General features: G+C 73.1%; 19 protein-coding genes. 8 read left to right on the forward strand and 11 right to left on the reverse strand.

What is annotated here, in order from left to right; translation table 11 throughout:
- Positions 1 to 70: 70 nt before the first annotated feature.
- From ACN9M0_RS14125 to helR, 3 genes are all read right to left on the reverse strand, one after another.
- Positions 71 to 475 (reverse strand): TetR/AcrR family transcriptional regulator C-terminal domain-containing protein, encoded by a 405-nt coding sequence (locus ACN9M0_RS14125; protein WP_426403676.1) that lies wholly within the window; start codon positions 473 to 475, stop codon positions 71 to 73.
- 131 nt (positions 476 to 606) lie between these two features.
- Complete coding sequence (locus ACN9M0_RS14130) at positions 607 to 1,041, reverse strand: VOC family protein (RefSeq protein ID WP_366037896.1); 435 nt, start codon at positions 1,039 to 1,041, stop codon at positions 607 to 609.
- Positions 1,042 to 1,083: 42 nt separating this feature from the next.
- Positions 1,084 to 3,249, reverse strand: a complete 2,166-nt coding sequence (gene helR / locus ACN9M0_RS14135) for an RNA polymerase recycling motor ATPase HelR (protein WP_426403677.1) — start codon at positions 3,247 to 3,249, stop codon at positions 1,084 to 1,086.
- 291 nt (positions 3,250 to 3,540) lie between these two features.
- On the opposite strand from helR, the gene ACN9M0_RS14140 reads away from it, so the two are divergent.
- The 3 genes from ACN9M0_RS14140 (at position 3,541) to ACN9M0_RS14150 (ending at position 5,002) form a co-directional block, all read left to right on the forward strand.
- The gene (locus tag ACN9M0_RS14140; RefSeq protein WP_426403678.1) at positions 3,541 to 3,939 is read left to right on the forward strand and encodes a hypothetical protein; all 399 of its coding nucleotides are present in this window, start codon (positions 3,541 to 3,543) and stop codon (positions 3,937 to 3,939) included.
- Between the two features lie 104 nt (positions 3,940 to 4,043).
- The gene (locus ACN9M0_RS14145; protein ID WP_399698731.1) at positions 4,044 to 4,673 is read left to right on the forward strand and encodes an RNA polymerase sigma factor; all 630 of its coding nucleotides are present in this window, start codon (positions 4,044 to 4,046) and stop codon (positions 4,671 to 4,673) included.
- Entirely contained in the window at positions 4,670 to 5,002 is a 333-nt protein-coding gene (locus ACN9M0_RS14150) for a hypothetical protein (protein ID WP_366037900.1), read from the forward strand. Before ACN9M0_RS14145 ends, ACN9M0_RS14150 begins: the two co-directional genes overlap by 4 nt.
- A 62-nt stretch (positions 5,003 to 5,064) precedes the next feature.
- On the opposite strand, the gene ACN9M0_RS14155 is transcribed toward ACN9M0_RS14150, so the two are convergent.
- The 4 genes from ACN9M0_RS14155 to ACN9M0_RS14170 all read right to left on the reverse strand — a co-directional run bounded on the left by ACN9M0_RS14155 (position 5,065) and on the right by ACN9M0_RS14170 (position 9,913).
- Entirely contained in the window at positions 5,065 to 5,454 is a 390-nt protein-coding gene (locus tag ACN9M0_RS14155) for an LppU/SCO3897 family protein (RefSeq protein WP_366037902.1), read from the reverse strand.
- A gap of 132 nt (positions 5,455 to 5,586) precedes the next feature.
- Entirely contained in the window at positions 5,587 to 7,158 is a 1,572-nt protein-coding gene (locus ACN9M0_RS14160; protein ID WP_366037903.1) for a serine/threonine-protein kinase, read from the reverse strand.
- A complete protein-coding gene (locus ACN9M0_RS14165; RefSeq protein ID WP_366037904.1) occupies positions 7,155 to 7,739 on the reverse strand; it encodes a hypothetical protein in 585 nt (194 codons plus the stop codon). The genes ACN9M0_RS14160 and ACN9M0_RS14165 overlap by 4 nt, the downstream gene beginning before the upstream one ends.
- 113 nt (positions 7,740 to 7,852) lie before the next feature.
- Positions 7,853 to 9,913, reverse strand: a complete 2,061-nt coding sequence (locus ACN9M0_RS14170; RefSeq protein ID WP_366037952.1) for an N-6 DNA methylase — start codon at positions 9,911 to 9,913, stop codon at positions 7,853 to 7,855.
- Positions 9,914 to 10,179: 266 nt separating this feature from the next.
- Here ACN9M0_RS14170 and ACN9M0_RS14175 point away from each other — a divergent pair, with 266 nt between their 5' ends.
- Complete coding sequence (locus ACN9M0_RS14175) at positions 10,180 to 10,929, forward strand: DUF4190 domain-containing protein (protein ID WP_366037905.1); 750 nt, start codon at positions 10,180 to 10,182, stop codon at positions 10,927 to 10,929.
- 133 nt (positions 10,930 to 11,062) lie between these two features.
- On the forward strand, positions 11,063 to 11,812 hold the full coding sequence (locus ACN9M0_RS14180; protein WP_426403679.1) for a hypothetical protein: 750 nt from the start codon (positions 11,063 to 11,065) through the stop codon (positions 11,810 to 11,812).
- Between the two features lie 61 nt (positions 11,813 to 11,873).
- Here the strand turns inward: ACN9M0_RS14180 and ACN9M0_RS14185 are convergent, their stop codons facing one another.
- The 3 genes from ACN9M0_RS14185 to ACN9M0_RS14195 form a co-directional block, all read right to left on the reverse strand.
- Positions 11,874 to 12,620 (reverse strand): N-acetyltransferase, encoded by a 747-nt coding sequence (locus ACN9M0_RS14185; RefSeq protein ID WP_366037907.1) that lies wholly within the window; start codon positions 12,618 to 12,620, stop codon positions 11,874 to 11,876.
- Positions 12,621 to 12,682: 62 nt separating this feature from the next.
- Complete coding sequence (locus ACN9M0_RS14190; RefSeq protein ID WP_366037908.1) at positions 12,683 to 13,366, reverse strand: HNH endonuclease family protein; 684 nt, start codon at positions 13,364 to 13,366, stop codon at positions 12,683 to 12,685.
- A gap of 87 nt (positions 13,367 to 13,453) precedes the next feature.
- A complete protein-coding gene (locus tag ACN9M0_RS14195; protein ID WP_366037909.1) occupies positions 13,454 to 14,317 on the reverse strand; it encodes an SCO6745 family protein in 864 nt (287 codons plus the stop codon).
- Positions 14,318 to 14,414: 97 nt separating this feature from the next.
- Between ACN9M0_RS14195 and ACN9M0_RS14200 the strand changes: the two genes are divergently transcribed.
- Both ACN9M0_RS14200 and ACN9M0_RS14205 read left to right on the forward strand, forming a co-directional pair.
- The gene (locus ACN9M0_RS14200; protein ID WP_426403680.1) at positions 14,415 to 14,993 is read left to right on the forward strand and encodes a TetR/AcrR family transcriptional regulator; all 579 of its coding nucleotides are present in this window, start codon (positions 14,415 to 14,417) and stop codon (positions 14,991 to 14,993) included.
- A 28-nt stretch (positions 14,994 to 15,021) separates the two neighbouring features.
- Positions 15,022 to 16,281 (forward strand): SGNH/GDSL hydrolase family protein, encoded by a 1,260-nt coding sequence (locus ACN9M0_RS14205; protein ID WP_426403681.1) that lies wholly within the window; start codon positions 15,022 to 15,024, stop codon positions 16,279 to 16,281.
- A 47-nt stretch (positions 16,282 to 16,328) separates the two neighbouring features.
- On the opposite strand, the gene mfd is transcribed toward ACN9M0_RS14205, so the two are convergent.
- On the reverse strand, positions 16,329 to 19,859 hold the full coding sequence (gene mfd / locus ACN9M0_RS14210) for a transcription-repair coupling factor (protein ID WP_366037912.1): 3,531 nt from the start codon (positions 19,857 to 19,859) through the stop codon (positions 16,329 to 16,331).
- Positions 19,860 to 20,122: 263 nt separating this feature from the next.
- Between mfd and ACN9M0_RS14215 the strand changes: the two genes are divergently transcribed.
- Positions 20,123 to 20,368: a type II toxin-antitoxin system Phd/YefM family antitoxin gene (locus ACN9M0_RS14215; RefSeq protein ID WP_366037913.1), complete on the forward strand. Its 246-nt coding sequence runs from the start codon at positions 20,123 to 20,125 to the stop codon at positions 20,366 to 20,368.
- Positions 20,369 to 20,489: the final 121 nt, after the last annotated feature.

Here is a 20,489-nt window from a genome sequence, read left to right on the forward strand (position 1 = left end):
GGGGTGGTGGACGCAGAGGGGTCCCTCCAGAGGCTCGAGAGCGAACTGCGCGGGCTCGGCTGCAGGGCCCTCAGTCACGCCCCGCGTGGGCGGCGAGTCCGGCCACGACGACGTCGAGGCCGAAGTCGAAGCGTTCGTCGGCGTCACCGGTCATCAGTGTGCCGGCGAGGGCCACGAGATGCGGGAACCGCTCGGGAGGGAGCGAGGCGAAGTACGCCTCCATCTGATCGCGCTCCGCGCCTTCGTCTTCACCTTCGCCTTCGCCGGAGGAGTGGGAGTCCCCCCGGCCATGGCTTTCCTCAAGGATCCTGCTTCCGCTGCGGGCCAGGGACGAGGACGAGGTGCTGGAGCTCGTCGCGACCGGCAGCCACTGACCCGGCGCGAGCGCCCACACGACGGACGACCGGCGGAGAACCCTCCATCGGCCGTCCGTCGCGTGCTGGTCCCCACCACCGGGCACGACTGCGCACGACACCCGTACGGTTCACCGACCCGGTGCCTAAAGGATGTCGGCGCACGCCGGGTGCGGAACCGCTCGACCCGGTACGCCGAAGCGCCCTCCGCCCGTTGCGGGCGGAGGGCGCTTCGTACCGTCTCAGAAGACGCTCAGTCGAGGCAGAACTCGTTGCCCTCGATGTCCTGCATGTTGATGCAGGACTCGTTCTCCCCGTCGGCGTACAGCGTCTTCAGGTGCGTCGCGCCCAGCTTGACCAGGCGCTCGCACTCGGCCTCCAGCGTGGCCAGGCGCTCGTCACCCACGAGCCCGGTGCCCGCCCGCACGTCGAGGTGCACCCGGTTCTTGACGACCTTGCCCTCGGGGACGCGCTGGAAGAGCACGCGCGGGCCCTTGCCCGAGGGGTCGCTGCATGCGAAGTAACGGTCCTGCTCCTCGATCGGCACCGAAAGGCGGTACTCCTCCCAGGTGCCGAAGCCCTCCGGGGCCGGCGGCAGGACATACCCCAGGACCTCGCACCAGAAGGCGGCGAGGCGCACGGGCTCCGCGCAGTCGATGGTGACCTGGAATTCCTTGATCGATGTCATCCGGCCACCGTAGCAACGGCCCTGCCGCCTTTCATTTCCTTTTCAGAGACGGCCGTTCGAGTCGCTCGTCAGGACCACCAGGCGCTGGGTCGCGCGGGTCATCGCCACGTAGCGGTCGACCGCGCCCTCGATCCCCTCGCCGAAGGACTCCGGGTCGACGAGGACGACCAGGTCGAACTCCAGGCCCTTCGAGAGGGAGGGGGTGAGCGAGCGGACCCGGGGGCGTTCGCGGAAGGCGGGGGCGCCGATGACGCAGGCGACGCCTTCGGCGTTCTCGGCGAGCCAGGTGTCGAGGATGTCCTCCAGGTCCGCGACCGGGGCGTGGGCGACCGGGATGCCGTTGCTGCGGATGGACGTCGGCACGTTGGCGTCCGGGAGCGCGGCGCGGATGACCGGCTCGGCCTCCGCCATGACCTCTTCCGGCGTGCGGTAGTTGATGCTCAGGGACGTCATCTCGATGCGGTCGAAGCCGGCCCGCTCCAGGCGCTCCCGCCACGACTCGGTGAAGCCGTGCCGGGCCTGGGCGCGGTCGCCGACGATCGTGAAGCTCTTCGACGGGCAGCGCAGGAGCAGCATCTGCCATTCCGCGTCGGTCAGTTCCTGCGCCTCGTCCACCACGATGTGCGCGAACGGGCCGTCCAGCGGCTCCAGTTCGGCCGTCGGCAGGGCACTCTCGTCGACCAGGCTGTCCTGGAGGTCCTTGCCGTGCAGCATCGTGACCGCGCCCTCGCCGTCGGGGTCGGCCGCGATGATGCTGTCGATGACGCCGGCCATGCGCTCGCGCTCGGCGGCGACGGAGGCCTTGCGCCGCAGCTTGAGCCGGGCCGTCCCCGGGTCGCCGAGCCGCTGCCGGGCCGCGTCCAGGAGCGGCAGGTCCGACACCGTCCACGCCTGGCCGTCCGCGCGCCGCAGCCGCTTCACCTCGTCGGGGGTCAGCCAGGGCGCGCACATCCGCAGGTACGCGGGGACCGTCCACAGGTCGCCGACGAGGTCGGCCGCCTCCAGCATCGGCCACGCGCTGTTGAGGGCCCCGGTCAGCTCCCGGTCCTGGCGCAGCGACTTCCGGAACTGCGCCTCCGGGATCTCCTCGCCGTCGTACTTGTCGAAGAGGAGCGAGACCAGGTGCTCCCAGATCTGGTCGCGCGCCTCGTTGTGCGGGGTCCCCGGCTCCGCCGCGTCGAAGGCCTCCGCCCAGTCGGCGGCGGTCAGCCGGATGTCCGACCAGTGGGTGGAGACGGTCATGCCCTCGGTGGGCGGCTCCTCGTAGAACGCGACGGCCTTCTCGATGGCCATGACCATGTCCCGCGAGGACTTCAGGCGGGCCACCTCCGGGTCGGTCTCCGCCGCCGCCTTCGCGCCCTCGGCGACCAGGTCGCGCACGGTGCAGGTCCGTACGCCCTCCTCGCCGAGGCTGGGCAGGACGTCGGCGACGTACGCCAGGTAGGGCTGGTGCGGGCCGACGAACAGCACGCCGCCGCGGCGGTGCCCGAGCCGCGGGTCGGAGTAGAGGAGGTGCGCGGTGCGGTGCAGGGCGACGACCGTCTTTCCCGTACCCGGGCCGCCGTCGACGACGAGGGCGCCGCGCGAGCCCGCGCGGATGATGGCGTCCTGGTCGGACTGGATCGTCGCGAGCACGTCCCGCATCCGGGGCGACCTGTTGCCGCCCAGGCTGGCGATGAACGCGGACTGGTCGTCGAGCGCCGCGTGCCCTTCGAGGCCCTCGGCGGTGAACACCTCGTCCCAGTAGTCGGTGATCCGGCCGCCGGACCAGCGGTAGCGGCGGCGGCTCGCCAGACCCATCGGGTTCGCGTGCGTCGCCGCGAAGAAGGGCTCCGCCGCCGGGGAACGCCAGTCGACGAGCAGCCGGCGACCGGTGCTGTCGGTGAGACCGAGCCGCCCGATGTACAGGGGCTCGGGGCCGTCGGCACCGACCACGCGCCCCAGGCACAGGTCCAGGCCGAAGCGGCGCAGCGTCCGCAGGCGGCCGGACAGCCGGTGGATCTCCGCGTCCCGGTCCATCGCCTCCCGGCCGGCACCGCCGGGCGCCTTCCGCTCGGCGTCCAGACGCGCCGACAGTTCGGCGATCGTCTCGTCGAGGCACGCGGCGATGGCCGCGAAATGCTGCTCGTCGGCGGCGATGAGCGCCGCGTCGGCCTTGGGAGAGAGGTTGCCGGAGAGGTCGAACACACCGGCAATGAGGGACGTCATGTAGTGAATCGCTCGCTTTCGCATCTGCTGGCTTTCGAGGAGCGATTCTGCGCCACGACGGGGGCCTTGCCGCAAGCCCCCCTGTGCGCTATACGTTGAAGGTGCGAGAGGTGCGTACTCCCTCTCCCCTCTCCTCTCCCTCTCCCGCCCCTTCGGACGTGTCGGTCCAGGGGCCGGAAAGTTTTCGGACGCGAGCCGCAACCTCGGGCGGTGCCGCACGTCTGGTGGGTTGAAGGCGCCCTTCAGCTGATGTTCCAGACCGTGTTTCCGACACTTCCTCGGGAGAACCCCATGTCCAGCCACGTCAAGCGGAACCGCCGCCCCCGTCCCCGGATCCTGGGCGTCGTCACCGGCGCCGCACTGCTCCTCGGCGGCGGCTTCGCCGCGCAGGCCGTCGCCGACTCCGGCCCGAAGCCGGCCCCCGCCGCCCCGGAGTCCGCCCCGGCCGCGCCGAAGCCGGTGGCCGCACCCAGGCCGGTGGCCCAGCCGGTCGCGCCGGAGGTCGTGGCCGCGCCCCAGGCGGTGACCGTGCCGAAGCCGGTCACGGCACCGACGCCGGCCACGGCACCGAAGCCGGTCCCCGTGCCGGCCGCGCCGAAGGCCGGCGTGCCCAGGCCGGTCCCCGCGCCGGTCCCCGCACCGGTTCCCGCCCCCGCCGACGCGCCCCGCGTGATCGCGCCCGGCAAGTAGCAGCGCCCGGCAAGCAGCAATGCCCGGCGGGCGGGCGGGTCCGCTTCCCGGATCCGCCCGCTCCCGCACCCGTCCTTCCTCCCTCCCCCGACGGATCGAGGCCCATGCCGTACGCCCTTGCCCTGCCCCTGGCACCGCCCTGGTGGTCCCGGCTGCTCGCGCGGGTGTCCCGTGCGGCCCGGGACGGGCGGGCGCCGGTACGGGAACGCCACCTGCGCGTCGTCGGCGCTCCCTTCGGCGAAGGGCCCGCGCCCACGCTCACCGAGCTGTACGGAGCGCGGCGGCTCGACATGGTGCGGCTCGCGCTCTTCCTCGTGGACGACCTCCCGACCGCCGAGGACGTCGTGCAGGACGCGTTCGCCGCCCTGTGCCGTGCCTACGGCACCTCCCTCGACGGGCTCCAGGACCCCGGGGCGTACCTGCACACCGCCGTCGTCAACGCGGCCCGCTCCGTGCTGCGCCGGCGCCGTACGGCGCGCGCGTACACCCCGCCCCACCCGGGCGCGGGCGCGCCCGTCGACGAGGGACTGCTGCTCGCCGAGGAGCACCGGCACGTGCTCGACGCGCTGGCGGAGCTGACGCGGCGGCAGCGCGAGGTGCTGGTGCTGCGCTACTGGTCGGAGCTGACGGAGGCGCAGATCGCGCAGACGCTCGGCCTCTCGCGCGGCACGGTGAAGTCCACGGCGAGCCGCGCCCTGGACGCCCTGGAGAAGAGACTGGAGGCGGATCGATGACATCCCCTGTCGAGGACCGGCTGCGTGCCGCGTTCGCCGCCCGCGCCGCCCTCGTCACCTCGCGCGACCTGCGCCGCGCCGCGCCTCCGCGGGGGCGCCGCTGGGGCACGCGCCGGGTGCGCGCGCTCGCCTTCACGGCGCTCGGGGCGGCCGCCGCCGTGGCCGCCGTGTGCGTCCTGGTGCTGCTCCCGGACGGGCCCGTGGCCCCGGACCCGGTGCTGCCCGCCCGTACCCCGGTGCACACCGACGCGCCCCCGGTGCCCACGCCGGCCCCCGGGGTCCCGGTCGTCCCGTCCGTCTCGGCGCCCAGGCCGGTGGAGTCGCCATGACACGGAGAAGGGCCGGAACCCCCCGTGGGTTCCGGCCCTTCTCCGCGAAGTGACGCGCGCGACTACTTCGCGGCGACCTCTTCCAGGCAGAGGACGAACTTGTCCGAGTCCAGCTGCTGCGCGAGCGCGGAGAGCTCCTCGCCGCACTTGTTCACGTCGAAGGTGTTGTCGATGACCTTGACGACCTTGAACAGGTCCTTCTTCCCGGAGGAGCAGTCGACGGTGTCGACCTTCGGGTCGTTGTCGGGGCCGCTGACCGTGACGCACTCGCCGGCCTCGGCGTGCACCGGGGCGTCGCCCGTGAGGTACGGGATGCCGAGCTTGACCGCGGCGGCGACGACGATCAGGACGACGAAACCGCCGACCTTCTTGAGGAGGGCGCCACCCTTCTTGGCCGGGGCGGGGGCGGCGGGCTGCTGCTCGGGGGTGAGGGGCGCGGACGGCGTCGTCATGGGGATTCCTTGCGGGGCGCGGACATGATCAGACGCGAACGTTACATGCGCCAAAACAGGCAAAAAGGATCATGAAGATCCACTTCCCGATCAGTTGTCGAGTCGTGACCCTGGCACGCCGTCAGAACCCCTTCAGGGGCGCGGTCCCAGCTGCCGCTGATGGTCCAGCGCGCGCCGCAAGTCCACCGGAAGCGGGTGATACGGGCCGTACGCGCGCTCCGCGTCGAACAGCAGTCGCTGGAGCTCCTCCTGGCCGGCCGCGTGCTCGCCCACCGCCAGGAGCAGCAGCCCGATCCGCTGCCGGATGTCGAAGGCCCTCGCCAGGTCCCGCTCGTAGTACGGCAGGACCGCGCGGAACTCCCCGAGCGCGGCGGCCGTCTCCCCCAGCTGTTCCAGGCACAGGGCCGCGTCGTAGCGGAACTGCAGGAACTGCGGGTCCGCCGGGCCCGCCTCCGCGCCGCGGTCCTCCGCGAGCCGTCGCAGCTCCGGCAGCGCGCGCCGGTACTGGCCGTCGTCCATCAGCGTCGACGCGTACTGCTTGCGCAGGATGCGGACGACCGGCGACCGCTCGCCGTGCTCGGCCGCGGCGGCGGGCAGGATGCTGCCGAGCAGGTCCACGGCCTGCGTGAGCGAGCCCTCCCCGAGCAGCCGCTTCACCTCGTCGACGGCCGCGGCCACGTCGGGACGCGCAGGCGGCCCGCCGCTCCCGTAGACCCGGGGATCCGTACGGGGATCGGCCTGCGGGCGCGGCGGCGTCACCGGAACCGGCGGTACGTGCACGGTCCTCGCCGCCGCCCGGTCCGGCCAGGGCGCGTGCGGGCGCAGGAACGGCCGGGTCGGGTCCATCGGCCCCGCCGGGGTCCCGCGCGCGGGAAGCAGCGGCAGCAGCTGCTCGTACACCTCGTGCGCGCCGGACGGCCGCGCCTGCGGGTCCTTGGCGAGCAGCCGCAGGACCAGCGCTTCGAGCGCCTCGGGGACCTCGGGGCGCAGCTGCCGGAGCGGCGCGGGCGGCTCGTACAGGTGGCGGTGGAGCACGCCGAGCGCGGTGGATCCGGCGAACGGCACGTTCCCGCTGAGGAGTTCGTGGAGCAGGACGCCCAGCGCGTACAGGTCCGTGGACGGGCCGACGGCGCCGCCCATGGCCTGCTCCGGCGCCATGTACGCCGGGCTGCCGATGGGCGAACCGGTCTGCGTGAGCCGGGTGGTGTCCGTGTCCAGGACGGAGGCGACGCCCAGGTCGAGGACGGTCATCGTGCCGTCCGGGCGGATCATCACGTTCCGCGGCTTGAGGTCGCGGTGCACGATCGGCACCGCGTGCACGGCGGCGAGCACCGCGCACAGCTGCGCGGCGGCGCAGACCGCCCACTCCCAGGGGTACGGGTCGTGCTCGGCGAGGTGGTCGGCGAGGTCCGCGCCCTCCACGTACTGCATGACGAGGTAGAGGTCGTCGCCGTCGCTGCCCGCGTCGTGCACGGTGACCAGGCCAGGGTGATCGACCTGCGCCGTCACCCGGCACTCCCGCACGAAGCGGCGCCGCAGCTCCTCGGCGGCGGTCGCGGGGCCGGTCATGGTGGCCGGCCGGAGCAATTTCACCGCGACCCGGCGGTCGAGGCGTCCGTCGTACGCCGTCCAGACCTGGCCCATCCCGCCCTGGCCGATGACGGTGGCGAGCTCGTAACGCCCGCCGATGACCCGCCCGTTCACCGGCCGCCTTCGCCTTCCCGCGGCTCCTTGCGCAGCAGGTCGCTGAGCTCGTCGAGCTCGGCGCGGACCTGGTCGATGCGGGCGGCGGGGGGCGTCGGGAGCTCGGGGGTGACGGGCTGGGGCACGGGGGCCGCGTAGAGGTAGGGGTTCGGGCTGCCGCCCGGGCTCGGGACCGTGACGGCGGCGCCGTGGTCGTACCCCGGCGGGCGGAACCCGGGAGCCGCCGCACCGCTCCGGTCCAGGTGACGGATCTCCTTCACCAGGTAGTACGTGAGCGAGCCCGCCACCAGGAGCACCATCACGCCGACCGCGATGAAGGCCTCCGCGGTGGTGGGCTCCTCGTCGCCGGTGACGCCCGCGTACGTGAAGAGGCCCGCCGCCAGCAGGAACGTCCCGCCGAACAGCACCCAGTCGAGCGCCCTGCGGGACACGACCGCGAGCCGCAGCAGCGGCGCCCACGCCAGGAAGCCGCAGCTCAGCAGCGCGAGGGCCGAGAAGAGGACGATCAGCGCGATCCGGCCACCGGAGGCGGGGCTCTTCGGCGGCTGCGGAACCTGCGGGGCCTGCGGGGGGCCGTACATCCTGCTGCTCCTGCTCGGACGGATCGGGTGCGAGGACGAGCGTATACACCCGCGCGGACAACGGTTCCGGGATACCCGGAACCGTTGTCGAACCGATCGGCCGAGGCGACCCGTCAGGGTGCGACGGTGCCGTCCGCCAGACCGTCGTACAGGCCCTGGACCAGCTGGTCGCCGAGGCGTGCGGCCAGGCGCAGCGACTCCTCGAACTCGGCGAGCGCCCGGAACCGCTCCCCGAACCTGCGCTGGTCGGCCAGGGGCAGGCGCGGCAGCTGGAGGCGGCGCACGTCGAGCCGGGTCGCGGTGGAGGCGTAGCTGCTGGCCTGCCGGGTGTTGGCGGTGGCCCGGAGGAAACCGGCCAGGAACCAGGGGTCGAGCGCCGCCGGATCGGGGCGCAGCAGCTGGAGGTTGCGGCCGAGGGCCGCGCCCTCGGCGGAGGCGTCGACGACCCGGACGGCCGCGCCGCCGCCGAGGACCGGGACGACGACGTCCCCGGCTTCGAGGAGGACCGGCTCCTCGGGCGGGCCGTCGGGCAGCGTCCCGGAGGGCGGCTGGGCGGCGAGGACGTCGTGGTCGGTGAGGACGGCGACCGGGGCGGAGGCGGGCGCGGTGCCCGCGCCTCCCGCGCGCAGGGCCAGCGCCCCGGCGCGCGCGAGTTCGCCGACGGTGGTCGTGGGCCGGCCGACGGCCGCGCCGCCGCCGGAGGCCGGGTCGGTCACGGGCGGCGGGGTCAGTTCGCGGGTCCGGCGCAGGGTCTCGGTCAGCCGCTCGCGGACCCCGGCGAGCTGGACCGCGCCCTCGGCGGCGGCCGGCGGCGGGAGGTGGCGGGCGGGCGCCAGGTCGACGTCGTCGTCGAGGAGCTCGATGACCGGCACGGAACGGCTCGCGCCCGGGGTCCCGGCGAGGGTGCCGTCCCGGTCGAAGGGCGTCCAGGCGTCCAGTACGGCGGCCTGCACGGCCGGCCAGTCGAGCCGGTCGCGGCCCTCCCGGCCCGGCCCCGCCTGCTCGGAGGCGGCGTCCACGAGGAGGAGTTCGCCGGTGTGGCGCTCGCCCTGGACGGGCCTGCGCAGCACCCAGAGGTGGAGCGCGATGCCGTACGGCGGAGCGGCGCCGGCCGGGAGCGCGACGACCGCGCGCAGGGCGCCCCGGCGGAGCAGGTCGGCACGGATGCGGCGGCCGGAGCGGCGGGAGGCGGCGGCGGGCGGCATGAGGAGGACGGCGGTGCCGCCGGGGCGGAGCCGGGCCAGGGCGTGCTGGACCCAGGCCAGTTCGGACTCCGTGCGGGCCGGGAAGCCGTACTCCCAGCGCGGGTCGTAGGCCAGCTCGTCGTGGCCCCAGTTCCGCTCGTTGAACGGCGGGTGGCACAGGACGGCGTCCGCCGCGAGCATCGGGAAGGCGTCGGCGCGCAGGCTGTCGCCGGACCGGACGCGGATGTCGGCGTCGCCGGCGAGCGCCAGGCGCAGGGCGGTGAGCGCGGCGAGGTCGGAGTCGGCGTCCTGGCCGCAGACGGCGCCGGGGCGCTCGACCGCGCTCAGCAGGCCGCCGGTCCCGGAGGCGGGGTCGAGGACGGTGAGCGGGACGCCTCCGCGCCCCGCCCTCGGGGTGGCCGCGAGCGCCGCCATGAGGGCGGCGGGGCCGGGCGGGGTGAGCGTGTACTGCCGGGGGTTGGCGTCGAGGTGACGGCCGAGCAGGAACTCGAAGGCCTGGCGGACCCCGGTCTCGGCCGCGAGCTCGGCGGCCCCGCGCAGGAGCGGGACGGAGGCGGCGAGCCCGGGGGCGGTGGGGGTGAGGACGGCCCGCTCGGGGCCGAGGCGCTCGGTGAGCGCCTCCTCCAGGGCGACGGGCAGCACCTCCGCGAGCCGCGCGTCGGGGAGCTCGGCGAGCGCGGGCCAGGCCGCGGACCGGTCCCGTACGAGGAGGAGGGCGCAGCCCGCGTGGACGAGGGCGGTGACGGCGCCGGCCGGGTGGCCCGCGACCTGCTGCCAGACGCGCTCCTTGAGGGGGACCTCGGCGAGCTTGCCCTGGGCGCGGAGCCACCGCTCGACGTCCGCGAGGGCGAAGGACGGGCTGCTCTCCGTGCCGCCGACGGGCTTGGGGAAGTCGGGGTGGCGGCGGCGCCAGTTGCTGACGGCGGCCCGGCCGACCCCGGCGAGCCGGGCGATCCCGGCGGCGGTCACCTCGGCGGCGGTGGTCGTCTCTGCGGCACCGGGTTCCGTGCCACCCGTGTGCTCCGCACCCGCCTCTGCTGCGTTCTCCGGCACGTGACCCAACTCCCCTGGTTCGCCCCTCTGGCTGTGACACCAATCCTACCGACGAACGCGCACGGCACCACTTCACAGTGTGAGTCGACTCGTTTTCCGTGAACCGTGTTGACTCGGTTCACAGGCTCTGCTGTGATTGACCCATCGCACCAGACATCGTCAATGTCCGGGAGGACACACCCATGTCGTACGACACCCAGGTCCCGCCTGCCGCCGCCCCCCGGGTCATGCGCAACGGCCTCGGCACCGCCGCCCTGATCCTCGGCATCATCGGCACGGTCTCGGGATTCATGCCCTTCCTCTTCTGGCTGGCCGGAATCCTCGGCGTGATCGCCCTGATCCTGGGTCTCGTCGGCAAGGGCCGCGTGAAGCGCGGCGAGGCGAACAACAAGGGAGTGGCGCTGACCGGCGCGATCCTGGGCCTCGCGTCCCTGGTCCTCTCGGTCGTCGGCATCGTCATCGTGGTCACGGCCGTCAGCGACGCGGTCGACGAGATCGACAAGGGGATCAAGGACTCGGCCCCGAAGGATCCGGCGGCCAAGAACCTCGCGGACGGCGACAGCTCGGTCTACGACGACGACCTCAAGGTCACGGTCTCGGACCCGAAGGCGTACTCCCCGGGCGAGTTCGCGGTCGGCCACACCAAGGGCAACAAGGCCTACCAGGTGACCGTGGTCATCGAGAACGGCGGCAAGAAGAAGTTCGACGCCACGCTCGTCTCCCTCACCGGGCGGGCCGGCAAGGACGGCGTCACGGCTGAGCAGATCATCGACGGCAAGGTCGGTACGGGCTTCCAGGGCAGCGTCCTGCCCGGCAAGAAGGCCACCATCACCGTCGCCTTCGACGCCCCCAAGGACGCCAAGAACCTGACCGTCGAGGTCCACCCCGGCTTCGACTACAACGCCTCGCAGTGGGAGCTGAAGGTCGGCTGACCCGGCCGGACACGCACCACCGGGACACGCACCCCAAGGAACCGGGGCCCTTCGGGGCCCCACCCCCGTGCTCCCCCTCACCCCCGTACGCCGCCCCCGTGACACCCCCGCACCATCCCTCGGAGACGCCCCCATGCACGCCCAGCCCCGCACCCGCCGCACCGCCGTCACGGCCCTCCTGTGCGCCGCCTTCGCCCTCGGCGCCACCGCCTGCGGCCCGTCCTCGGACGACGCCAAGCCGGCCGGGCCCTTCGGGGAACTGACCGGTTCACAGATCGTCGACAAGGCCTTCGCGGCGACGACGACCGCGAAGTCCCTCACGGTGGACGTCGACCTGAAGTCCGCCGACGAGCCGACGAAGGGCTACCTCTCGCTCGACACCCGGGGGAAGTGCGCCGGCACCATGTCCGTCGGCACCGCCAGCACGGCGGAACTGGTCAAGGCCGACGACAAGAACGTCTACATGCGCTTCGACGAGGCCTTCCTGCGCGAGCAGGTCAAGGACGAGAGCCCCGAGGTGCAGGAGGCCACCATCAAGGAGCTCAAGGGCCGCTGGATGAAGTCGCCCGTCTCCGACCCCGACGCCAAGGACATGCTGGCGCTCTGCGACCTGAAGGGGCTCCTCGGCGGGTTCGAGCAGGGCGCGAGCGGGATCGTGAAGGGCGCGGAGACCACCGTCGGCGGTCAGAAGGCGCTGGCCCTGACCGAGCCCGGCGACGGCGGCGAGACCAGCACGGTCTACGTGGCCACGCAGGGCACCCCGTACGTCCTGAGGATCGTCACGAAGGGCGGCGAGGAGCCGGGGACGATCACCTTCTCGCACTTCGGGAAGCCGGTCGTGGCGACGGTCCCGGCGGCGAAGGACGTCGTCAAGACCGACTGACCGATACGTGCGGAGGGGGCCGTCACCGGGTGACGGCCCCCTCACGTGCACATCGGACGCGTCAGATGCGGTGCCGGACCCACACGTTGGGCTCGACATAGACCGCGTAGCCGCGCGTGGCCTCGCAGTGGACCGGGACGAGCGCGCCCTCGACCTCGACCGGGCCGTCCGTGTCGAAGGGCAGGCCGGTCCACTCCCGCCACTGCTCGACGGAGCCGGAGACGGTCATCGAGGCCGGGGCCACCGCCTCGATCACGCCGCCCGCGCGCACGTGGACGCGGAGCCACGGGTCGTGCGGCAGGCCGTCCGCCTCCCGCGTACGGAAGGCGTACTCGTGCATGGAGGCCTCGGCCTCCAGGTGCTTGCCGTTGGGCCGGACCGGGGCGACCAGCTCGGCGAAGCCGCGGTTGCCGGCGTTCTCCCGCATGGCGGCCAGCATCCGGTGCGAGAGGCCCTGGCCGAGGTGGCCGAGGTCGACGGTGATCTCGATCGCGCTCACGGTGTCGGCCTCCCGGCCGTGCCGCAGGTCGGAGAAGGCCCAGTTGAGGACCTCGTCCCAGCCGCGGGCGGGCAGCGCGCGGCGGCCCTCCGCGTCGAGCCGGAAGGGCACGCTGAAGCCACGGGCGACGACCGCGCCGGTCGCGTCGGTGGCGACGAGCACGAACTCCGGGAACTCCCGGACGATCCGGCCCATGTTGGCCCAGCCGACCGGGTCGTACATCATGAACTCGGGCCACAGGTCCTTCATGGACCACATCGCCCCTTCGAGCGCGGGCCGTTCGGCGAGGGTCGTGATGTTCAGGTCCATGCGGCCAGGTTAGAGACCGTTCACCGGCCACCCAAACGTTTTTTCCGGACTGGGTCCCGGGCCTACGGAAGTTTCTGCTTCGGGCAGGTGCCGAGGACCCGCTTCATCGCGTCCCGCTCGCCCGCCGTCACCCACACCCCGTACTTCTTCTTCACCGCGACCTGCCGGGCCACGTACGTGCAGCGGTAGGCCTTGTTCGGCGGCAGCCAGGTCGCGGCGTCGCCGTCGGACTTGCCGCGGTTGGTGGCGGAGTCGACGGCGAGGAGGTTGAGCGGGTCGTTGGCGAAGCGGCGCCGGGTCTCGCCGTCCCACTTCTGCGCCCCCTTCTGCCAGGCGTCGGAGAGCGCGACGACATGGTCGATGTCGACCTTGGAGCGGCCCCGGACGTACCGGACGGTGGTGCCGGTGTAGGGGTCGTCGGTGAGGGTGCCGGAGGCGACCTTGCAGTGGCCGTCCGTGAAGCGGACGCCGGTCAGGTCGCGCTTGAGTATGTCGTCACGGGTGCCGCAGCCGTTGCCGTCGACGTCCACCCAGGCGCGGCCGAACTTCTCCCGCTCGTAACCGGTCTTCGGCGCACGGCCCTTGACCGTGAGGGTGTTCACGGCGGCGAGCGCCGTACCGCGCGCGACGGGCCTCCCGCCGGCGCCGCCGGCCGAGTCGCTTCCTCCGCTCGGCGAACAGGCGCCGGCCAGGAGCACGGCGGTGGCGGCCAGGGCCGCGGGCAGGATCGTTCGACGTGTCAGCACCCTGGGATCCTAGGCCCGGGAGTGCCGGACCCTTCGGATCTTCGGTCCCGAATCGGACGGGCGGAAGGCCCGGGGGTTGAGGCGCCGTCAGATCTTTCCGATGCCGAGGGTGTTCTCGGAGGGCAGGAGGCCGGAGCCGACGACGGTGAGCCAGGGGCCGCCCAGGAGGTCCGAGAGCCGGGCGGTGGCCTCCGGACCGAGGGCCTCCCACGGGCCCGCGGCCAGTTCGTCGGTGCGCCGCTCGACCTCGGCGCGCAGGGCGCGGCCCTCCTCGGTGGCGGCGCCGTCCGGACCCAGCAGGCCCCGGGCGGTCAGCCGGTCACGCGCGGCGGCCCAGTCGCCCTCGCTCCAGCCCCGGCTCTCGAAGACCGGCTCGGGCGCGGCTCCGACGGCCGCGAAGGAGACGAGCGACTCGGCCGGGTCGAGGCCGGCGGCGATCAGGGCGGCGATGTGGCCGTCGCCCCGGTGCTCGCGCAGGATCGTCGCCGCCTGCCAGAGGACGAGGTGCGGGGCGTCGGGCCAGGGCAGTTCGGCGTGGGCGGCGGCGAGCGGGCGGCCTTCGAGGCCGGCCGACTCGGCGGCGCGGCGGGCGAGCCCGGCCGCCTCGGCGAGGGCGGGACCGTCGAGCGTCTCCTCGCCGAGGAGGGTCCGGTAGGTCCGGTCGACGGCGCGGAGCCGGGCGGCGAGCACGTCGGAGGGGTCGGCGACCTTCCAGGCGGCGGGGACGTGCCGGGCGACCTTCTCGGAACTGAAGCTGTAGAAGGCGGAGGCGACCCGGGCCGGGCCGGCGGGGCCGAGGGCGGCGGCGCGCCACGCGAAGTAGGAGGGCCAGCGGTCGGCGGTCTCGTAGCCGAGGGCGTCGGCCTCGTCGAAGGCCTCGGGGGCGTAGTAGAGCACGGCGTGCAGGGGTTCGAGCAGGTGCCACATCTGACGTACGCGAGCGGTCTCCATGGGGTGCTCCTTCACATCGCCTTCGAACTTGACACTGACAAGATTGCACCCGCCCCAGTGAACTTGTCAATGCCTAGATGACGGCTAAGCTGCTGCCATGACGAGTCGGAGCACCTACCACCACGGCGACCTGCGGCAGGCCGTCCTCGCCGCCGCCCTCGACGTGATCGCCGCCGAGGGCCCCGGGGCACTGAGCCTGCGCGACCTCGCCCGCCGCGCCGGCGTCTCGCACGCCGCCCCCGCCCACCACTTCAAGGACCGCACGGGCCTGCTCACGGCCATCGCCACCGAGGGGTACGGCCTCCTCGCGGAGGCCCTCGCCGACGCCCCCGAACTGCGCGAACGCGGCGTGCGCTACGTCCGCTTCGCCACCGCCCACCCCGCGCACTTCCAGGTCATGTTCCAGCCGGAGCTGCTCCGCGCCGACGACCCGGACCTCCTCGCCGCCAAGGACCGCGCCTCCGCCGAACTCCGCGCGGGCGTCGCCGACGTGAAGCACGTCCCGGACGCCCGTACGGCAGGCATCGCCGCCTGGTCGCTCGCCCACGGCTTCGCGACGCTGCTCCTCACCCACAACGTGGACGCGGCCATGGGCGGCCGGGACCCGGAGGAGTACTTCCGCTCGCTCACCGGCCTGCTCTTCTCGGCTCAACCGGCCACCGGGGAATGGGAATAGCCCACGTCAGCCCGCAATTGACAGAAACATGCGAACCTCGAACACCCTCCGCCGCGCCGCCCTCGCCCTCCTCACCACCGGTGCCCTCGCCTTAACCCCCACCGCCCTCGCCGACACCGGCTCCCACGGCCCCGCCTGGCGCGGCGCCTGGGCCGCGTCCCCGCAGTCGGCGACCGCGCCGTTCGGTCCCAACTGGTCGCAGCAGGGTTTCGACAACCACACGGTCCGCCAGGTCGTCCGCGTGACCGCGACCGGCACCCGGGCCCGGATCGAGCTGACGAACCGTTACGGCACCGGCCCGCTGCGGATCACCGGCGCGACCGTCGCCCGTACCGCCGCCGGAAGCACGGTCGAACCCGGCTCCGTGCGCACGCTCCGCTTCGGCCACCGGCCGTCCGTGACGATCCCGGCCGGCGAGACCCTCCTCAGCGACGCCGTGAACCTCCCCGTCCACGCCTTCGAGAACCTGACCGTCACCCTCTACCTCGCGGACGCGACCGGCCCGGCGACCTTCCACTCCTTCTCCTCGGCCACCAGCTACCGCGCCGACGGCGACCACCGCGCCGACCTCTCCGGCGCCGCCTTCCGGGAGACCAGCAGCTCCTGGTACTTCCTCTCCGGCGTCGAGGTCACCGGCGGCCGCGACACCGCCCGCCGCGACGGCATCGTCGCCTTCGGCGACTCCATCACCGACGGCGTCGGCTCCACGACCGACGCCGACAACCGCTACCCCGACGAGCTCGCCGAGCGCCTCGCCGCCGCCGGCCGGCCCCGCGCCGTCCTCAACCACGGCATCGGCGGCAACCAGGTCGTCAACGACACCACCTGGGCGGGCGAGAAGGCCGTCGCCCGGTTCGAGAAGGACGTCCTCACCGAGAAGGGCGTCGGCACGGTGATCCTCCTGGAGGGCCTCAACGACATCGGCGGCAGCGGCCCGTCCTTCCCGGGCGGCCCGACCCCCGAGGTGTCCGTGAACCAGCTCATCGAGGGCCACCGCACCCTGATCCGGCAGGCGCACGCCAAGGGCCTCAAGGTCGTCGGCGCCACCCTCACCCCGGTCGGGGGCTCCTTCTACGAGACCCCCGTCAACGAGGCCAAGCGGGAGGCCTTCAACACCTGGGTCCGCACCTCGGGCGCGTACGACGCAGTCGTCGACTTCGACCGCGTCGTCGCCGACCCGGCCGACCCGGACCGCATCCTCCCCGCGTACGACTCGGGCGACCACCTCCACCCGAACGACGCGGGCTACCACGCGATGGCCGGGGCCCTGGACCTCGACGAGCTGTAGCAGCCGAACGGCGGCGCCCCGCAGCAAGGGGGCGCCGCCGTGCGGCCTCAGCCTCCGAGGATCGTCGTCAGGAACTCGCCCGTCCACGACAGGAGTTCACGGCCCACGACCGGCTTGCCGCCGATCTTGCCGGCCGTCGGGCGCGGCACCAGGATCTGGTGGACGGCCGGCTTGATGACCGTGCGCGGATGCAGGCGCTTCAGCCTCAGCTCCTGCGACTCGCGCAGCTCCACCGGCGCGAAGCGGATGTTGGAGCCCTGGAGGACGATCTCGCCGACCCCGCACGCGCGCGCGAGCATCCGCAGGCCCGCGACCAGGAGCAGGTTCTCCACCGGCTCGGGGAGCTTGCCGTACCGGTCGGTGAGCTCCTCGCGTACGGCCCTGATGTCCTCCTCCGAGTTCGCGGAGGCGATCGAGCGGTAGGCCTGGAGCCGCAGCCGCTCCCCCGGCGCGTAGTCGTGCGGCATGTGGGCGTCGACCGGAAGCTCGATCTTCACCTCGAGGGGCGCCTCCTCCTCGACGCCGCCCTCCATCTGCGCCCGGTAGTCGGCGACGGCCTCGCCGACCATCCGTACGTACAGGTCGAAGCCGACGCCCGCGATGTGGCCGGACTGCTCGCCGCCGAGCAGGTTGCCCGCGCCGCGGATCTCCAGGTCCTTCATGGCGACGTACATGCCGGCGCCCATCTCGGTGTGCTGGGCGATCGTCGCGAGCCGCTCGTGCGCGGTCTCCGTGAGCGGCTTCTCCGGCGGGTACAGGAAGTACGCGTAGCCCCGCTCGCGGCCACGGCCGACACGGCCGCGCAGCTGGTGGAGCTGCGACAACCCGAAGTTGTCGCCGCGCTCGACGATGAGGGTGTTGGCGTTGGAGATGTCGATGCCGGACTCGACGATCGTCGTCGAGACGAGGACGTCGAACTTCTTCTCCCAGAAGTCGACCACGACCTGCTCCAGGGCCTGTTCGGACATCTGGCCGTGAGCGGTGGCGATCCGCGCCTCCGGGACGATCTCGCGGAGACGGGCGGCCGCCCGGTCGATCGAGTCGACCCGGTTGTGGATGTAGAAGACCTGGCCCTCGCGCAGGAGTTCACGCCGGATCGCGGCGCCGATCTGCTTCTCCTCGTACGGGCCGACGAAGGTGAGGACCGGGTGCCGCTCCTCCGGCGGGGTGGTGATCGTCGACATCTCGCGGATGCCCGTGACCGCCATTTCGAGCGTACGGGGAATGGGCGTGGCCGACATGGTGAGCACGTCGACGTTCGCCCGGAGCTTCTTCAGCTGCTCCTTGTGCTCGACGCCGAACCGCTGCTCCTCGTCGACGATGACCAGGCCCAGGTCCTTGAACTTCGTCTCGGAGGAGAAGAGGCGGTGGGTGCCGATGACGACGTCGACCGAACCCTCCCGCAGCCCCTCCATGGTCGCCTTCGACTCGGTGTCCGTCTGGAACCGGGACAGCGCCCGCACCTTCACCGGGAACTGCGAGTACCGCTCGCTGAACGTGCCGAAGTGCTGCTGCACGAGCAGCGTCGTCGGCACCAGGACCGCGACCTGCTTGCCGTCCTGGACGGCCTTGAAGGCCGCCCTCACCGCGATCTCCGTCTTGCCGTAGCCGACGTCGCCGCAGATCAGACGGTCCATGGGGACCGTCTTCTCCATGTCCTCCTTCACCTCGGCGATGGTGGACAGCTGGTCGGGCGTCTCCGCGTACGGGAAGGCGTCCTCCAGTTCCCGCTGCCACGGCGTGTCCTGGCCGAAGGCGTGCCCGGGGGCCGCCATCCGGGCCGAGTACAGCTTGATCAGGTCGGCGGCGATCTCCTTGACCGCCTTCTTCGCCCGCTGCTTCGTCTTCGTCCAGTCCGCGCCGCCGAGCCGGTGCAGGGTCGGCGCCTCGCCGCCCACGTACTTGGTGACCTGCTCCAGCTGGTCGGTCGGGATGTACAGCCGGTCGCCGGGCTGGCCGCGCTTCGCGGGCGCGTACTCGACGAGGAGGTACTCGCGGGTCGCGCCCTGCACGGTCCGCTGCACCATCTCGACGTACCGGCCGACACCGTGCTGCTCGTGCACGATGTAGTCGCCGACCTCCAGGGTCAGCGGGTCGATCGTCTTGCGGCGCTTGGCCGGCATCCGCTGGCCGTCCTTGCCGGCCGCCTTCTGCCCGGAGAGGTCGGTCTCGGTGAGCACGGCCAGCTGGAGCACCGGGTCGACGAAGCCGTAGTCGATGGAACCGGTCGACACGTGCACCACGGACGGCGAGATCTCCGCCAGGTCGGCGTCGAGACGGGCCGCGATGCCCTCGCCGCCGAGGACCTCGACCGTGCGGGACGCGGGGCCGTGGGCCTCCGTCACGTAGACCGTGCGCCAGCCGTCGGCCAGCCAGCCCTTGGTGTCGGCGAGCGCCCGGGCGGTGTCCCCTCGGTACGACTCGGGGGCGTGCATCCCGAGGGTCAGGGTGTCCCCCGACACGGTCTCGTCCGCCGCGAACGGCGACACCGACCACCAGGCCATGCCCAGCTCGCGCGCCCGGTCCCGTACGTCCGCGATCCCCCACAGGGAGGCCGCGCCGACGTCGATCGGGGCCTCGCCGCCGCCGGCGGTGGCGGCCCAGGAGGCCTGCAGGAACTCCTGGCTGGTGGCGACCAGGTCCGCCGCCCGGGTCCGCACCCGCTCGGGGTCGCAGACGACCGCCATGGAGCCCTTGGGCAGGACGTCGAGCAGCAGCTCCATGTCGTCGACGAGGACGGGCGCGAGGGACTCCATGCCCTCCACCGCGATCCCCTCGGCGATCTTGTTGAGCAGCTCGCCCAGCTCGGGGTGCTCCTCGGCGAGCGCCGCCGCCCGCTCGCGCACGTCCTCCGTCAGCAGCAGCTCGCGGCAGGGCGGCGCCCACAGACCGTGCTCGGCGACCTCGAGGGACCGCTGGTCGGCGACCTTGAAGTACCGGATCTCCTCGACGTCGTCGCCCCAGAACTCGATCCGGAGCGGGTGCTCCTCGGTCGGCGGGAAGACGTCCAGGATGCCGCCGCGCACGGCGAACTCGCCGCGCTTCTCGACCAGCTCGACCCGGGAGTACGCGGCGGCCGCCAGGCCCTCCACGATCTCGTTCAGGTCCGCCGTCTGCCCGCTCCTGAGCGCCACCGGCTCCAGGTCGCCGAGGCCCTTGACCTGCGGCTGGAGCACCGAGCGGATGGGCGCGACGACCACGCTGACCGGGCCGGCCGCCGGGTCGTCGTCGCGCGGGTGCGCGAGGCGGCGCAGCACGGCGAGCCGGCGGCCGACGGTGTCGGAGCGGGGCGAGAGCCGCTCGTGCGGCAGGGTCTCCCAGGAGGGGTACTCGGCGACCGTCTCAGGGTCGAGCAGGGACCGCAGCGCGGCGGCGAGGTCCTCGGCCTCCCGGCCGGTCGCGGTCACCGCGAGCACGGGCCGCCCCGAGTCCCGGGCGAGCGCGGCCACGGCGAACGGCCGTGCGGCCGCCGGCCCGACCAGGTCCACGTGCGGGCGGTTCCCGTCGGCGGCGGCCTTCACCGCCTCGGCGAGGGCCGCGTCCTTGACGACGACATCGAGCAGACCGTGCAGACTCATGGAGCTTCCATCCCGGGTTCGTACGACGGGTCGGGCAACGCGAACAGCCCGACACGTGTCACGGGCCGGGTGGTCCCGGGCGCGTACGGCCCGGTGCGTCCCCAGCCTACGACGTGCCACCGTCACCCGCCCGAAGGAAGGGGGCCACTCGGAGGTGCCCGGGCAGACGGCCCGGCAGCTCGTTTCGCATTACGCTTTAGTCCATAACTCGGTCCACCCCGCGCACACCCAGCTGTGAGCCCTCCCCGCTGTGAGGGGCCGCTATGGAAGCAGCCCGGCAGTACGACGCCCACGAGGCGAAGACCCACTTCTCCAAGATCCTGGAGGCGGTCGCCACCGGCGAGGAGGTGATCATCAGCAAGTCCGGCGTACCGGTCGCGAAGGTGGTCCCGCCGGCCGGCAAGGGCCGCCGGAACGACTACGGATCCCTCAAGAGCCGCATCGACGTCTCCGACGACTTCGACGATCTCCCCGAGGCCTTCGACGAGGCTTTCGGGGTCGACGAGTGAAGCCGCCGGCGCACCGGCCCCCTTCACCCGAACCATACGAACCACCCGAACCGTACGAACCCTACGAACCATCCGAACCGTCCGGACAGCCGTGCGGCCCCGGTGGACCTGGCAGGGTCCA

Origin of the sequence: Streptomyces sp. R-07 (genome assembly GCF_049913175.1) — a bacterium.
Lineage (GTDB): Bacteria > Actinomycetota > Actinomycetes > Streptomycetales > Streptomycetaceae > Streptomyces.

What these genes read in the sequence shown, in the direction of transcription:
- ACN9M0_RS14175 (WP_366037905.1), top strand. Translation starts at nt 10,180, where the DNA reads ATGTCGTACGACACCCAGGTCCCGCCTGCCGCCGCCCCCCGGGTCATG.
- mfd (WP_366037912.1), bottom strand. Translation starts at nt 19,859, where the DNA reads ATGAGTCTGCACGGTCTGCTCGATGTCGTCGTCAAGGACGCGGCCCTC.
- ACN9M0_RS14215 (WP_366037913.1), top strand. Translation starts at nt 20,123, where the DNA reads ATGGAAGCAGCCCGGCAGTACGACGCCCACGAGGCGAAGACCCACTTC.
- ACN9M0_RS14130 (WP_366037896.1), bottom strand. Translation starts at nt 1,041, where the DNA reads ATGACATCGATCAAGGAATTCCAGGTCACCATCGACTGCGCGGAGCCC.
- ACN9M0_RS14195 (WP_366037909.1), bottom strand. Translation starts at nt 14,317, where the DNA reads ATGGAGACCGCTCGCGTACGTCAGATGTGGCACCTGCTCGAACCCCTG.
- ACN9M0_RS14205 (WP_426403681.1), top strand. Translation starts at nt 15,022, where the DNA reads ATGCGAACCTCGAACACCCTCCGCCGCGCCGCCCTCGCCCTCCTCACC.
- ACN9M0_RS14150 (WP_366037900.1), top strand. Translation starts at nt 4,670, where the DNA reads ATGACATCCCCTGTCGAGGACCGGCTGCGTGCCGCGTTCGCCGCCCGC.
- ACN9M0_RS14200 (WP_426403680.1), top strand. Translation starts at nt 14,415, where the DNA reads ATGACGAGTCGGAGCACCTACCACCACGGCGACCTGCGGCAGGCCGTC.
- ACN9M0_RS14165 (WP_366037904.1), bottom strand. Translation starts at nt 7,739, where the DNA reads ATGTACGGCCCCCCGCAGGCCCCGCAGGTTCCGCAGCCGCCGAAGAGC.
- ACN9M0_RS14140 (WP_426403678.1), top strand. Translation starts at nt 3,541, where the DNA reads ATGTCCAGCCACGTCAAGCGGAACCGCCGCCCCCGTCCCCGGATCCTG.
- helR (WP_426403677.1), bottom strand. Translation starts at nt 3,249, where the DNA reads ATGACGTCCCTCATTGCCGGTGTGTTCGACCTCTCCGGCAACCTCTCT.
- ACN9M0_RS14180 (WP_426403679.1), top strand. Translation starts at nt 11,063, where the DNA reads ATGCACGCCCAGCCCCGCACCCGCCGCACCGCCGTCACGGCCCTCCTG.
- ACN9M0_RS14185 (WP_366037907.1), bottom strand. Translation starts at nt 12,620, where the DNA reads ATGGACCTGAACATCACGACCCTCGCCGAACGGCCCGCGCTCGAAGGG.
- ACN9M0_RS14145 (WP_399698731.1), top strand. Translation starts at nt 4,044, where the DNA reads ATGCCGTACGCCCTTGCCCTGCCCCTGGCACCGCCCTGGTGGTCCCGG.
- ACN9M0_RS14155 (WP_366037902.1), bottom strand. Translation starts at nt 5,454, where the DNA reads ATGACGACGCCGTCCGCGCCCCTCACCCCCGAGCAGCAGCCCGCCGCC.